Raw genomic sequence first — 14,220 nt, 5'->3', positions numbered from 1 at the left:
TCTTATAAGTCTTCAGAACGCGTTAAACGCGTTCGATCGCCAGGGCCAGACCCTGACCGACGCCGACGCACATGGTCGCCAGACCTTTCTTGCCACCGGTTTTTTCCAGCTGATGCAAAGCAGTCAGTACCAGTCGCGCACCGCTCATGCCCAATGGATGGCCCAAGGCAATGGCGCCACCGTTCGGGTTGACCTGGGCCGCGTCGTCCGCCAGCCCCAGTTCACGCAGCACCGCCAGGCCCTGGCTGGCGAAGGCTTCGTTGAGTTCGATCACATCGAAATCGCTGACCGCCACACCCAGGCGCTCGGTCAGTTTGCGTACCGCCGGTACCGGGCCGATGCCCATCACCCGTGGTGCAACACCGGCACTGGACATACCCAGCACTTTGGCGCGAGCGGTCAGACCGTGTTTTTTCACCGCTTCGGCGCTGGCCAGGATCAACGCGGCGGCACCGTCGTTGACGCCCGAGGAGTTGCCAGCGGTGACGGTTTTGTCCGGGCCGTTGACCGGCTTCAACCTGGCCAGGGCTTCCAGGGACGTGTCGGCACGAGGATGTTCATCCTGGCTGACCACGGTTTCACCCTTCTTGTGGGTGATCCGCACTTCGACGATTTCTTCAGCGAAAAAACCTGCGGCTTGCGCGGCGGCCGTGCGTTGTTGGCTGCGCAGGGCGAACGCGTCCTGATCCTCGCGGGACACTTCGTAGTCGTCGGCGACGTTGTCCGCCGTCTGCGGCATCGCGTCCACGCCATACTGGGCTTTCATCAGCGGGTTGATGAAGCGCCAGCCGATGGTGGTGTCTTCGAGTTTCATGTTGCGCGAAAACGCCGCATCGGCCTTGCCCATCACGAACGGCGCGCGGGACATCGATTCGACACCGCCGGCAATCGCCAGCTCCATTTCGCCACTGGCGATGGCGCGGAACGCGGTGCCGATGGCATCCATGCCCGACGCGCAAAGGCGATTGAGAGTAACGCCGGGAATGGTTTCCGGCAGGCCGGCCAGCAGCAGCGCCATGCGCGCCACGTTACGGTTGTCTTCACCGGCCTGGTTGGCGCAGCCGAGGAACACTTCGTCCACCGCCGTCCAGTCCACGGTCGGGTTGCGCTCCATCAGTGCCTTGATCGGCACGGCGGCCAGATCGTCGGCACGTACTGCCGACAGGCCACCGCCGAAACGGCCGATGGGGGTACGAATCGCGTCGCAGATATAAACGTCACGCATCACGCTTCTCCAGGGGCTTGGCCGTGGGCCGCCGCGGTACGGGCTTCCAGATCGCGCAGGGCGGTCAATTCGATTTCGGTCGGCTCGGCAGTGGTGTCGACGCTGGCGGCAAAGCGAATCGGCCAACCGGTGGCGGCAACCACTTGCTCGCGGGTGATGCCCGGGTGCAGCGCGGTCACCACAAATTCGTTGGTGCCGGCTTCCGGCTCCATGGTGCACAGGTCGGTAATGATGCCGACCGGACCGGCACCCGGCAGACCCAGACGCTTGCGCGAATCGCCGCCCTCGCCGTGGCCGACCGAGGTAATAAAGTCGAGCTTGTCGACGAACGAACGCGCCGATTGTTTGAGGATGATCAGCACGCTCTTGGCCGAGCCAGCGATTTCCGGTGCGCCGCCGGCGCCCGGCAGGCGGACTTTCGGTGCGTGGTAGTCGCCCACCACTGTGGTGTTGATGTTGCCGAAACGGTCAACCTGGGCCGCACCGAGGAAACCGACGTCAATGCGACCGCCCTGCAGCCAGTAGCGAAAAATCTCACCGGTCGGGACCACGGTGTCGGCGGTTTCCGCCAGTTCGCCGTCACCGATCGACAGCGGCAATACGCTCGGCTTGGCACCGATCGGACCCGATTCGTAGATCAGCACGACATCCGGCGAGGACGTCAGGCGCGCCAGGTTGGCCGCTTTCGATGGCAGGCCGATGCCCACGAAGCACACCGAACCGTTTTTCAGGCGACGGGCAGCGGCGACGGTCATCATTTCATTGGTGGTGTAAGTCATTACTTCGCCTCCGAAGCGGCGGCCAGTTTGGCCTGGAACTCGCTGAAGTCAGCGCTGCCGTGGATGTACTCGTTGATCCACGCGGTGAAGGTTTCACGGTCGCGGGCAATCGGGTCCCAGGCCTGGTAGAAGCGGTTGTCGCGTTCGTTGTAGCCGTGGGCGTAGGACGGATGCGCGCCACCCGGCACATGGCAGACGGCGCTCAAGGCCCAGGTCGGCAACACGCAGGAGTTCATCGGTGCATTGAGGTCGTCGACGATCTCTTCGACGGTGACGATGCAACGCTTGGCAGCCAGCGCGGCTTCTTTCTGCACGCCGAGAATGCCCCACAGCAGCACGTTGCCCTTGCGGTCGGCTTTCTGCGCGTGAATTACGGTGATGTCCGGGCGCACCGAAGGCACCGCCGCCAGCACTTCACCGGTGAACGGGCAGGTCACGGACTTGATCAGCGGGTTGACCTTCGGCAAGTCGGAACCGGCGTAGGCACGCAGCACCGCAAACGGCAGGCCGGAGGCCCCTGCGACGTAGGCATTGGCCAGGTCGGCGTGGCTGTGTTCTTCGATTTCCAGCGCGTGTGGCCACTGCTTCTCGACTGCATCGCGCAGACGGTGCAGCGAACCGACACCCGGGTTACCACCCCAGGAGAAAATCAGCTTGCGGGCACAACCGGCACCGATCAACTGGTCGTAGATCAGGTCAGGGGTCATGCGCACCAGGGTCAGGTCTTTCTTGCCCTGGCGAATGATTTCGTGACCCGCCGCCGTCGGGATCAGGTGAGTGAAGCCTTCGAGCGCAACGGTATCGCCGTCGTTCACGAACTGCTTCACCGCGTCATGCAGTGAAAGAATTTCAGCCATTGGGGCAGGCTCCCATTTGTTATTAACCAACAGTGGTCGAAAAAGGCGCCGATGCGCAGCGCCGGAATGACTGAAGATTAAGCCTGTGAAAAACGTCAAACAATCCGATAATCGACTGAGTGTTCGATTATCGAACACATTGTTGCGTACCTACCGATCCCAAAAGCATCGCGGGCAAGCCTTGCTCCCACAGGTCCGAGGCGTTTATCCGACTTGGGAACGACACAGACCTGTGGGAGCAAGGCTTGCCCGCGATGAGGCCATCAGCATCACTGAAGATTGCGGATCAACCTGTCAGGTCGCATCCGCATGACTGACCATGCCCTTGATCACCACCGCCGTGGTCGCCAGCGCCGCCGGGACCACCAACGCCGTCAGCACCTGCTCGAAATTCCAGCCCAGGCCCAGCAGCGTTGCACCCATCCAGGCGCCGAGGATCGCGCCGAAGCGGCCGATACCCAGCATCCACGACACACCGGTGGCTCGCCCCTGGGTCGGATAAAACCGCGCGGCCAGCGACGGCATCGCCGATTGCGCACCGTTGACACACATCCCGGCCACCAGCACCAGGGTCGCCAGTACTGCGATGTTGCCCAGGCTCTGCCCCACCGCGTAGGCAAACACCCCGGCCAACAGGTAGAAAGTGCCGATGACCTTGTGCGGATTGAACCGATCCATCGCCCAACCCACGCCCACTGCACTTAACACACCGCCAAACTGGAACAGCGCACCGATGAATGCAGCTTGCTCCATGCTCGCGCCACTGTCGCGCATCAGGGTCGGCAGCCAACTGGTCAGCAAGTAAACAATCACCAGGCCCATGAAGTAGGTCAGCCACAGCAACAAGGTGCCGACGCTGTAGGTACCGGAGAAGATCACCGCAAAGACATTGCGCGCTTTCACGGTTTTCTGTTCCGGCACGCTGAAGCTTGCGGCCTGGGCGACCACTGTCGGGTCGATGGGCGCCAGCGCCTTGCGCACTTTGTCGTTACCGCGATTGCGGACGACGAGGTAGCGCGCCGATTCCGGCAGCCAGAGCAGCAAGACGACAGCAAGAATCAACGGCAAGATCCCGCCGATCAGCAACAGGCTGTGCCAGCCGAAGGCGGGAATCAGCTTGGCCGAAATGAACCCGCCACCAGCCATGCCCAAATTGAAACCGCAGAACATGCTGGTCACCAGCAGGGACTTCTTGCGCTCCGGCGTGTACTCCGACAGCAGCGTGGTGGCGTTCGGCATCCCGGCCCCCAGGCCCAGGCCAGTGAGGAAGCGCAGTACCAGCAACTGATCGACATTGGTGCTGTAGGCCGAGGCCAGGCTGAACGCGCCGAACAACAACACGGCGCTCACCAGTACGATTTTTCGCCCGAAGCGGTCAGCCAATGGGCCGGAACCCAGCGCACCGAAAACCATGCCGATCAATGCCGCACTCATCACCGGGCCCAGGCTGGCGCGGTCGATACCCCAGTCCTGAGACAGGGCGGGGGCAATGAACCCCATGGCGGCGGTGTCGAGGCCATCGAGGAAGACAATCAGGAAACAGAGGATCACTACGCGCCACTGGTAGCGCGAGATCGGTTGGGCATTGATGAAGGACTGCACGTCTAGGCAGTTTCCTACAGCAGACTGAGGCTGGTTCATTATTTTTATTCCATGCGAAGTACGCAGTCGTACAGGAGCCAGCCGAAGCTGGCGCAGCCGCGACAGTAATAATCCGCAGCAAACAGCGTCAATTCACCCGACGCGACTCCGTGCGATTATCGAACAGCTTAGGCAAACAGCTGCGCGCTGAGGTCGCGGCTGGCACTTAACAAACCAGGAAGGAAACGCTGTTCAAGTTCGTTACGACTGACTCGCCCCGCATGGGTACTGACGTTGAGTGCCGCGACCACCTGACCGGAAGCGTCATACACCGGCACGGCAATCGAACGCAGGCCCTGTTCGAGTTCCTGATCGACGATGCACCAACCTTGTTTACGCACCTCCTGCAGGCATTCGAGCAACGCTTCAGGGGTATGGATAGTGCGACTGGTCTTGGCTTGCAGGTCGGCGTGATCGAGGTATTCACCCAGCGAAGTGTCATCCAGGGCAGCCAGCAGAATCCTGCCCATCGACGTGCAATACGCCGGCAAGCGCCCGCCCACCGAGAGGTCCACCGAAATCAGACGCTGGGTTGTCGCCGAGCGGGCGATATAGAGAATGTCATCGCCTTCCAGGGTGGCCATGTTGCAGGCCTCATGCAGTTGCTCGCTCATACGGTCCAGGTACGGCTGGGCAGAAACGGCCAGCGGGGTCGAGGAGACATAGGCATGGCCGAGGGTCAGCACTTTGGGCAGCAATGAATAGGTACGACCATCAGTGGTGGCGTAGCCGAGTTTGATCAGGGTATGCAGGCAACGTCTGACAGCGGCGCGGGGAATTTCCGTGCGGTGACTGATCTGGGCAATGGTGAGGTGTCGCTTGCGCTCCTGAAACGCTTGCACCACAGCCAGACCACGGGCCAGCGAGGTCATGAAGTCCGGGTCACCGGTCAGGGCCTGAATCCGCTTGGCTGGCGAAGCGACGATCGGCGGTGCCACTGAAGCGAAGGAATTGCGCAGTTGATCGTTCATATATGGTCCTTTCCCAAACGGATCAGCGACTATTACAAGCGGCATGGGTCCGGCAAACAACCCCGGCCAACCAAGATCGGGCGATTATCGAACCATCGACCGATAATCGCAATCGACCTCCTCCACCTCCCGCCTGCCCACCGGCCGAAATACGCAACCTTCCTTATATACTTTCGAGCAGACTGGAATGCGGTGTTAAAGGTGGACGTAGTTGCCTCCCAAGTTGTTCCGACTTAATGGCGCCAGAAAGGCATCGTTGCACTGTGACATCCGCCAGCGCGCTAGTTGCCATTGAAGTTGCGCGCAACAAAACAATCACACGCCAAGATCCACTTTTAACTCTTTGGCGATAGTGTTCTGTGAATCGCTCGCTATAATGCAATTCAGTAGCCAGGCGATTTGTTGTTCGCCGATCCCGCTACCCGGTGCTGTGATGTTCCATCGCCACCGTCCCCGGCAAGCGTCCGACGCTGACTGCATCTGCATCGCCAACGCGCTCGCCGAAACAGGAATCTGATGCTACGTCAGCTATTTATCTCTGGTGCCGTGGCCGCCTGCAACATGGATGTACTGATTGCCCCTGCCGTAAAAACAATGCCTGCCTGGGCCTTGTCCTTCCGACGAGCGTGATCAATACATTGAACGCAGCGCGTTTCACCAGAATTCATCTCAACTCAATCAGGTAGCACTGTGACGAAAGACGAACTGCGCGCGGAACTTGAGCGCCAGGAACAACGCTACAAGGAAGTTTACGGCGGGGAAGTCACCACCTACGCCGCCCAGCCCGAACCGGAACGCAAACCCTGGCGTAAACGCGCCACCGTTCAGGATCAGGTTTTCAAGCAGGAACTGGAAAAAATGGAAAAGGAACTCAAGGCCGAAGAGCCATGAGCACCTCGGCTTGAAGCCTTTCGGGGTCTGCATTTACACCCGTTAAAAGCGGGGTGTATTGATGTAGTCTTCTGCGCCCGCTACGAGCGGGCAGCGGCTACTTTGTCCATCTGACAGGGTAAAAGGCTCACATCTGACCTCCCTTTCAGAAATTTCACACAAGCGGTCCAATCGCTCCCCCAAGTGAGTGAAACCCTTGTGGCGACTGCGTTCCCAAGAAATTCAATGACTTGCAAACCCCGAAAAATCGCCGGGGCTGCGGGCGTGGCTGCAAAATATTTCATTGAAGAATGTTACCGATGAGCAGCTAGTGCATCGATTGATAGTCTTTTCTGGCATAATCGCGCCCCCTTATGACCGGGTCAGAAAACCTTCATGATCGATTTATTCAGCGGACTGGATGCTTGGGTGCTTGTGAGCCTCTTGCTCGCCCTGGCTTTTGTCCTCGCCTTCGAGTTCATCAATGGATTTCATGACACCGCTAACGCGGTAGCCACTGTTATCTACACCAAAGCAATGCCGCCTCATCTGGCCGTGTTTTTTTCCGGTGTGTTCAATTTCCTCGGTGTATTGCTGGGCGGCGTTGGCGTGGCGTATGCCATTGTCCACCTGCTGCCGGTAGAACTGCTGATCAACGTGAATACCGGCCATGGCCTGGCGATGGTGTTCTCGTTGCTCGCCGCAGCCATCACCTGGAACCTGGGCACCTGGTACTTCGGTATCCCCGCCTCCAGCTCCCACACGCTGATCGGTTCGATCCTCGGCGTAGGCCTGGCCAACGCCCTGATCAACGATATTCCGTTGGCTGACGGCGTGAACTGGCAGAAGGCGATCGATATCGGTGCTTCGCTGGTGTTCTCGCCCATGGCAGGTTTCCTGATCGCCGCGCTGATACTGATCGGCCTCAAATGGTGGCGTCCGCTGTCAAAGATGCACAAGACGCCGGAACAGCGTCGCAAGATCGACGACAAGAAGCACCCTCCGTTCTGGAACCGCCTGGTATTGGTGATCTCGGCCATGGCCGTCAGCTTCGTGCATGGTTCCAACGACGGTCAGAAAGGTATCGGCCTGATCATGCTGGTGCTGATCGGTATCGTGCCTGCACAGTTCGTGCTCGACCTGAGCAGCACCACCTACCAGATCGAGCGTACCCGTGACGCCACCTTGCACTTGAGCCAGTTCTACAAGCGCAATGCCGATTCCCTGGGCGAGTTCCTGGCCTTGGGTAAAAGCGTGGAAGGCGATCTGCCGGAGAAATTCCGCTGCAACCCGCAACAGACCGAACCGACCATCGATGCCTTGCTCGGTACCCTGAAAGGCGTTGCGGACTACCACTCGCTGTCGTCGGAAAGCCGTATCGAAGTACGCCGCTACCTGCTGTGCCTGGACGATACCGCGAAGAAGGTCAGCAAATTGCCATTCCTGGCCGCCCGTGAAAAGGCCGACCTGGACAAGCTGCGCAAGGATCTGACCACCACCACCGAGTACGCGCCTTTCTGGGTGATTCTGGCAGTTGCACTGGCGCTGGGCCTGGGCACCATGGTGGGTTGGAAACGCGTGGTACTGACCATCGGCGAGAAGATCGGCAAGCAAGGCATGACCTACTCCCAGGGTATGTCGGCACAGATCACCACCGCCAGCCTGATCGGCCTGGCCAACGTCTTCAGCCTGCCGGTTTCCACCACCCATGTACTGTCCTCGGGTGTTGCCGGGACCATGGTCGCCAACAAAAGCGGCCTGCAAGGCGGCACCGTCAAAACCATCCTGCTGGCCTGGGTGCTGACCCTGCCAGCCACGGTTGCCCTGTCGGCGGGCCTGTTCTGGCTGGCTTCGAAGGCACTGGGTAGCTGATACGCTGCTGAATGAAAAAGGCGCGCTCCGTGAGGACCGCGCCTTTTTTATTGCCGAATCTTCGCTACACCACAAATCACTGTAGGAGCGAGCCTGCTCGCGATGAGGCCATCACATACAGCATCAATGTTGACTGTCCCACCGCTATCGCGAGCAGGCTCGCTCCTACAGGGTTACGTGTTTACCGATAGAATTTCGCAGGCAAAAAAAAAGGGCAACCGAAGTTGCCCAAAATGCCTTGCGTGCTCATTGCATCAAGAAAGACCTACGGTTTTCTCCGCTTGTGCGAATCCTTCCAGATAAAAAATCCGAACCCTGCAAAAAACACCAACATGAGGCTGACAGTCAGCACTCCGGCGATCACCACGTTGTCGAAAAACATGACGCCTCTCCTGCAGTTGCCTTGCTGCGATGGAGTTAAGGTAACCAATCGGGCAGGAGAGAATATTGACCGGGATCAATGTTGCCCGGGGCCGGGCCTATAAGGAGGGGAAAAACTGACCCGCATCAACCGATGCGGGGGTCAACGTTTTTTCGGCTTGTTCTTCGATTTGGCTTTCGGGTTTTTCTTCGCTTTACCCAGGGGCATGGCCTGTTCGAACGCCTGGCGCATTTCATTCAGGCGCTTGTCGTTGAGGTCATGGACGCGCTTGGCGCGTTCGGCGTTGAGGTCGATCAGCTTGTCGTCTTGGCTCATGGCGTTCAGTGCATCGCTTGGAATGTTGTTCATCTGCCGCATCATTCGGCAGGGATGCACCAATAATGCGGTCTGGCGACGGCGCTGACCAGTCGCGACCTCAAATCTCGATATCGACCCACAACCCCTGGCGCGGCTGATCTTCCATCAACGGTGCCACCGGCACGGTGTTGTCGGCATTGAGGTCATCACCGGGAATTGCCAGATACGCTTCGGGATCATCGTCGGCTTCACGGCGGCGACGCTCGCGCTCCTGCTGCCGGCGCTGCTCCTCGCGCAACAACAAGGCTGCTTCTTCGGGGTTGCGGTGCTTCAGGTCGATGGTGCTGTCACTGGAGCTTTCCTGCATTGGCACCACAGGCGCGATGTCCGGACGTGGGCGGACCGGGTCGTGCTGGGAAGTGATTGGCACGGCGCTCAAGGGAAGCATCGGTGGCAGCATATTTATGGGTCTCCTGTGAGCAGGCTGTCGGCCGCCGGGAGGGTGACTTGAGCCATCGGTCGCAAACTGTGACCCGATTGGCACTCGGTGGTGCCGTAGCCCACGCAGCGTGCGTAAGTGGGCTAACGTAAACCCGAGAGTTTTTCTGAGAGTCCTTTGGCCCTGAAGCCCTCATTCCGTTAAGATAGCCCGCTTTTTCAAGGTGGGAGTCAGGCAGCATGGCGCAGCAGTATCAACCGGGGCAACGCTGGATCAGTGACAGCGAAGCCGAGCTGGGTTTAGGCACCGTTCTGGCACAGGACGGCCGCTTGTTGACCGTGCTCTACCCGGCCACTGGCGACACCCGCCAGTACGCGCTGCGAAATGCGCCCCTCACTCGCGTGCGGTTTTCGCCGGGTGACACCATCACGCACTTCGAAGGCTGGAAACTGACCGTCCGCGAAGTCGACGACATGGATGGCCTGCTGGTTTACCACGGCCTCAACGCCCAGAACGAAGTGGTCACCCTGCCGGAAACCCAACTGTCGAACTTTATCCAGTTCCGCCTGGCCAGCGACCGTCTGTTCGCCGGCCAGATCGACCCGCTGGCTTGGTTCTCCCTGCGTTACCACACCCTTGAACACACCAGTCGCCAGTTGCAGTCCTCGCTGTGGGGTCTGGGTGGCGTGCGTGCGCAACCGATCGCGCACCAATTGCACATCGCCCGTGAAGTCGCCGACCGCATCGCGCCACGGGTTCTGCTGGCGGACGAAGTGGGTCTGGGTAAAACCATCGAAGCCGGCCTGGTGATCCATCGCCAACTGCTCTCGGGTCGCGCCAATCGCGTGCTGATCCTGGTGCCGGAAAACCTTCAGCACCAGTGGCTGGTGGAGATGCGCCGCCGCTTTAACTTGCAGGTCGCGCTGTTCGACGAAGAACGCTTCATCGAAAGCGATGCCTCCAACCCGTTCGAAGACACCCAGCTCGCGCTGGTTGCACTGGAATGGCTGGTGGACGACGAGAAGGCCCAGGACGCGCTGTTCGCCGCTGGCTGGGACTTGTTGGTGGTCGACGAAGCGCACCACCTGGTGTGGCACGAAGATCAGGTCAGCCCTGAATACTCGCTGGTCGAGCAACTCGCCGAAACCATTCCCGGCGTGCTGTTGTTGACCGCAACCCCGGAACAACTGGGCCAGGACAGTCACTTCGCCCGTCTGCGCCTGCTCGACCCAAACCGTTTCCATGACCTGCACGCATTCCGCGCCGAGAGTGAAAACTATCGCCCGGTGGCCGAAGCCGTTCAGGAACTGCTGGACCAGGGACGTTTGTCGCCGCAAGCGCACAAGACCATCCACGGTTTCCTCGGCAACGAAGGCGAAGCCTTGCTGGAAGCGGTCAACGATGGCGACACCGAAGCCAGCGCCCGCCTGGTGCGCGAACTGCTCGACCGCCACGGCACCGGTCGCGTGTTGTTCCGTAATACCCGTGCCGCTGTGCAGGGTTTCCCGGAACGCAAACTGCACCCCTACCCGTTGCCGTGCCCGGACGAATACCTCGAACTGCCGTTGGGCGATCACGCCGAGCTGTACCCGGAGGTCAGCTTCCAGGCCCAGCCGGACGCCAGCGAAGAAGAGCGCTGGTGGAAATTCGACCCGCGCGTCGAATGGCTGATCGACCAGTTGAAAATGCTCAAGCGCACCAAAGTGCTGGTGATCTGCGCCCACGCTGAAACCGCCATGGATCTGGAAGACGCCCTGCGTGTGCGTTCCGGCATCCCGGCCACGGTGTTCCACGAGGGCATGAACATCCTCGAACGCGACCGTGCCGCCGCCTACTTCGCCGACGAAGAGTTTGGCGCGCAAGTGCTGATCTGCTCGGAAATCGGCAGTGAAGGCCGCAACTTCCAGTTCTCCCATCACCTGGTACTGTTCGACCTGCCGTCCCACCCGGACCTGCTGGAACAGCGTATCGGTCGTCTGGACCGGATCGGCCAGAAACACATCATCGAACTGCACGTCCCGTATCTGGAAACCAGCCCGCAGGAGCGCCTGTTCCAGTGGTACCACGAGGCGCTCAATGCGTTCCTCAATACCTGCCCGACCGGCAACGCCTTGCAGCATCAGTTCGGCCCGCGCCTGCTGCCGCTGCTGGAAGAGGCCGACGATGCAGAATGGCAAACACTGATCGACGAAGCCCGGACCGAGCGCGAGCGTCTGGAAGCCGAACTGCACACCGGCCGCGACCGCTTGCTGGAACTCAATTCCGGCGGTGCTGGCGAAGGCGAAGCACTGGTTGAAGCGATTCTCGAGCAGGACGACCAGTTCGCCCTGCCGATCTACATGGAAACCCTGTTCGACGCTTTCGGCATCGACAGCGAGGACCATTCGGAAAACGCCCTGATCCTCAAGCCGAGCGAAAAAATGCTCGATGCCAGCTTCCCGCTGGGCGACGACGAAGGCGTGACCATCACCTACGACCGCAACCAGGCACTGTCGCGCGAAGACATGCAGTTCATCACCTGGGAACACCCGATGGTGCAGGGCGGCATGGACCTGGTGTTGTCCGGTTCCATGGGCAACACCGCGGTGGCGCTGATCAAGAACAAGGCACTGAAACCCGGCACCGTATTGCTCGAACTGCTCTACGTCAGCGAAGTGGTCGCGCCACGCTCGCTGCAATTGGGGCGTTACCTGCCGCCTGCCGCCCTGCGCTGCCTGCTCGATGCCAATGGCAATGACCTGTCGGCCCGCGTGTCGTTCGAAACCCTGAACGATCAACTGGAAAGCGTTCCCCGCGCCAGCGCCAACAAGTTTATCCAGGCCCAGCGCGATCAGTTGACGCCACGGATCAACGCCGGCGAAGACAAGATCTATCCGCGCCATGCCGAACGCGTGGCCGAGGCGCAACGTCGCCTGGCAGCCGATACCGATGAAGAACTGGCGCGCCTGACCGCGTTGCAAGCGGTCAACCCGACCGTACGCGACAGCGAACTGGTTGCCCTGCGTAAACAGCGCGAACAAGGCCTGGCCATGCTCGACAAGGCTGCGCTGCGGCTGGAAGCGATCCGGGTGTTGGTGGCGGGTTAAGTCCCCTGCTCCACCGATAAACAAGAAGGCCCGCAGCGATGCGGGCCTTTTTGTTTGCTTGAGTTTTGTGGTTGCTGTTGATGGCCTCTTCGCGAGCAGGCTCGCTCCTACAGGGGAATGCATTCCAAATGTGGGAGCGAGCCTGCTCGCGATGGCGATTACGCAGTCGCCGCAGCACCCTCAGGCTCAACCACCGCCACCAACCCATCCTTCATCCGCTTGGCATCGCGCACAAAACACCGCGATGCCAACACCAGAAACACCATGGTGAAAAACAACGCCACCGGTATCAGGTACATCGCATCATGCAGGCCGACCGCCTTGAATGCCTCGGTCATCTGTTCGGCTCCAGCCGACAGCATGGCCGTATGCGCAAAGTGATCGGACAAGGCACCGACCACCACCGGCCCCAGCCCACCGCCCAGCAGATACAACCCGGCGAAGAACAATGCCATGGCCGTCGCCCGCAGGCGCGGCTCGACCACGTCCTGGATCGCCGTGTAAACGCAGGTGTAGAAGTTATAGGCAAACAGCCAGCCCAGACTGAACACCGCTACAAAGATGCCGATTTCAATCCGCCCCGAATGCAGCGCCCATGCCGTGCAGAGGGTGGAAATAATCAGACTGAACGCGGCGAACAACAGACGACCATTGGCAACCCGCTGGTGGATCTTGTCTGCGATCCAGCCACCCAGGGTCAGTCCTACCAGGCCGGTTACACCGACGATGACCCCGGTCGCCACCGCCGCTTCCTGCAATGGCATCAGGAAATAGCGCTGCAGCATCGGCACCAGAAACGAGTTACAGGCATAGGTGGCGAAGTTGAAGCACAGCCCGGCCAGCACCAGCCACAGGAAGGTCGGCACCGCGAGGACACGGCGGATCGGACGGTCAACTTTCTCCTGCGACACCTGCACGTTTTCCGCGGCACCGCGTTTGGGTTCCTTGATGTAGAACATGAAGATCGCCAGGATCAACCCCGGCACCGCGGCGATAAAGAACGGCGCGCGCCAGCTGTCGAACGCCTTGACCATCGCTCCGATGGTAAAGAACGCCAGCAACAGCCCCAACGGCAGCCCGAGCATGAAAATCCCCATGGCCCGCGCCCGGCGATGCGCCGGAAACAAATCGCCGATCAGCGAGTTGGCGGCGGGCGCATAGCTGGCTTCACCGATGCCGATGCCCATGCGCACGAGCAGAAAGCTCCAGAAACTGCCGACCATGCCATTGACCGCGGTCAGCCCGCTCCACACCGCCAGGCCCCAGCCCATCAGTTTGCTGCGCGAACCGGTGTCGGCCATCCGCCCCAGGGGCAGGCCGGCGATCGCGTAGACAATAGTGAATGCAGTGCCGATGATGCCCAGCTGAAAATCGCTGAGATGCCATTCCATCCGGATCGGTTCGATGATGATGGCCGGGATGGTGCGGTCGAAAAAGTTGAACAGGTTGGCCAGGAACAGCAGGAACAGAATGCGCCAGGCATTCGCCGCTTGGGTCGAGTTCTGCATGGGTCCGTCTCTTTTATTGTTATTGGGGCGTCACTGTCCCCGGTAACAGCAATCTAGACAGGCCCGCCACAGCTGTCTGTCATTATTCGCAAGGCTGATACCAGCCCATGGCAAAACAGCGCACAAGCGCCGCCCCCGCCCACCGGCGAGGCTCAATGTTCATTGGCCCGAGGGGAATGTTTTCACCGCACTGCCATCCCTTGAAAAATACTTTTCGCCCCCCCTTTCCAAGCCGCTGGCGAAGCCTAGAATAGCGGCCTTGTCTGCCCTCAGCGTTCCCCACCCCTCCTAAG

12 protein-coding genes are annotated in these 14,220 nt (G+C 60.2%); 3 read left to right on the top strand and 9 right to left on the bottom strand.

The window, feature by feature from the left end; translation table 11 throughout:
• Positions 1 to 22: 22 nt before the first annotated feature.
• The 5 genes from pcaF to pcaR all read right to left on the bottom strand — a co-directional run bounded on the left by pcaF (position 23) and on the right by pcaR (position 5,473).
• Positions 23 to 1,228: a 3-oxoadipyl-CoA thiolase gene (gene pcaF / locus LAB08_RS06020; protein WP_172901629.1), complete on the bottom strand. Its 1,206-nt coding sequence runs from the start codon at positions 1,226 to 1,228 to the stop codon at positions 23 to 25.
• Positions 1,225 to 2,004 carry a CoA-transferase subunit beta gene (locus LAB08_RS06015; RefSeq protein WP_096513072.1) on the bottom strand — a complete coding sequence of 260 codons (780 nt, stop codon included), beginning with the start codon at positions 2,002 to 2,004 and terminating at the stop codon, positions 1,225 to 1,227. The genes pcaF and LAB08_RS06015 overlap by 4 nt, the downstream gene beginning before the upstream one ends.
• Positions 2,004 to 2,861, bottom strand: a complete 858-nt coding sequence (locus LAB08_RS06010; RefSeq protein WP_008054173.1) for a CoA transferase subunit A — start codon at positions 2,859 to 2,861, stop codon at positions 2,004 to 2,006. The genes LAB08_RS06015 and LAB08_RS06010 overlap by 1 nt, the downstream gene beginning before the upstream one ends.
• Before the next feature lie 294 nt (positions 2,862 to 3,155).
• Positions 3,156 to 4,502 carry a 4-hydroxybenzoate transporter PcaK gene (gene pcaK / locus LAB08_RS06005; protein ID WP_096513073.1) on the bottom strand — a complete coding sequence of 449 codons (1,347 nt, stop codon included), beginning with the start codon at positions 4,500 to 4,502 and terminating at the stop codon, positions 3,156 to 3,158.
• A 128-nt stretch (positions 4,503 to 4,630) separates the two neighbouring features.
• Complete coding sequence (gene pcaR / locus LAB08_RS06000) at positions 4,631 to 5,473, bottom strand: pca regulon transcriptional regulator PcaR (protein WP_096513074.1); 843 nt, start codon at positions 5,471 to 5,473, stop codon at positions 4,631 to 4,633.
• Between the two features lie 690 nt (positions 5,474 to 6,163).
• Here pcaR and LAB08_RS05995 point away from each other — a divergent pair.
• Together LAB08_RS05995 and LAB08_RS05990 are read left to right on the top strand one after the other, a co-directional pair.
• Positions 6,164 to 6,364, top strand: a complete 201-nt coding sequence (locus LAB08_RS05995) for a hypothetical protein (RefSeq protein ID WP_008056863.1) — start codon at positions 6,164 to 6,166, stop codon at positions 6,362 to 6,364.
• A 375-nt stretch (positions 6,365 to 6,739) separates the two neighbouring features.
• The gene (locus LAB08_RS05990) at positions 6,740 to 8,215 is read left to right on the top strand and encodes an inorganic phosphate transporter (protein ID WP_096513075.1); all 1,476 of its coding nucleotides are present in this window, start codon (positions 6,740 to 6,742) and stop codon (positions 8,213 to 8,215) included.
• A gap of 265 nt (positions 8,216 to 8,480) precedes the next feature.
• Here LAB08_RS05990 and ccoM read toward each other — a convergent pair whose 3' ends face one another.
• From ccoM to LAB08_RS05980, 3 genes are all read right to left on the bottom strand, one after another.
• Complete coding sequence (gene ccoM / locus LAB08_RS30510; RefSeq protein WP_281355032.1) at positions 8,481 to 8,597, bottom strand: cytochrome c oxidase subunit CcoM; 117 nt, start codon at positions 8,595 to 8,597, stop codon at positions 8,481 to 8,483.
• A 141-nt stretch (positions 8,598 to 8,738) separates the two neighbouring features.
• On the bottom strand, positions 8,739 to 8,945 hold the full coding sequence (locus LAB08_RS05985) for a hypothetical protein (RefSeq protein ID WP_157755743.1): 207 nt from the start codon (positions 8,943 to 8,945) through the stop codon (positions 8,739 to 8,741).
• A 67-nt stretch (positions 8,946 to 9,012) separates the two neighbouring features.
• A complete protein-coding gene (locus LAB08_RS05980; RefSeq protein WP_096513076.1) occupies positions 9,013 to 9,354 on the bottom strand; it encodes an aspartate-semialdehyde dehydrogenase in 342 nt (113 codons plus the stop codon).
• A 218-nt stretch (positions 9,355 to 9,572) separates the two neighbouring features.
• Between LAB08_RS05980 and rapA the strand changes: the two genes are divergently transcribed.
• A complete protein-coding gene (gene rapA, locus LAB08_RS05975) occupies positions 9,573 to 12,419 on the top strand; it encodes an RNA polymerase-associated protein RapA (RefSeq protein WP_096513077.1) in 2,847 nt (948 codons plus the stop codon).
• A 158-nt stretch (positions 12,420 to 12,577) separates the two neighbouring features.
• Here the strand turns inward: rapA and LAB08_RS05970 are convergent, their stop codons facing one another.
• Positions 12,578 to 13,927 carry a spinster family MFS transporter gene (locus LAB08_RS05970; RefSeq protein ID WP_096513078.1) on the bottom strand — a complete coding sequence of 450 codons (1,350 nt, stop codon included), beginning with the start codon at positions 13,925 to 13,927 and terminating at the stop codon, positions 12,578 to 12,580.
• Positions 13,928 to 14,220: the final 293 nt, after the last annotated feature.

It is taken from the genome of Pseudomonas izuensis (assembly GCF_002356535.2).
Taxonomy (GTDB): Bacteria; Pseudomonadota; Gammaproteobacteria; order Pseudomonadales; family Pseudomonadaceae; genus Aquipseudomonas; species Aquipseudomonas izuensis.
Note: the sequence above shows the minus strand (reverse complement) of the source record. Positions and strands in the feature narration are given on the sequence as shown.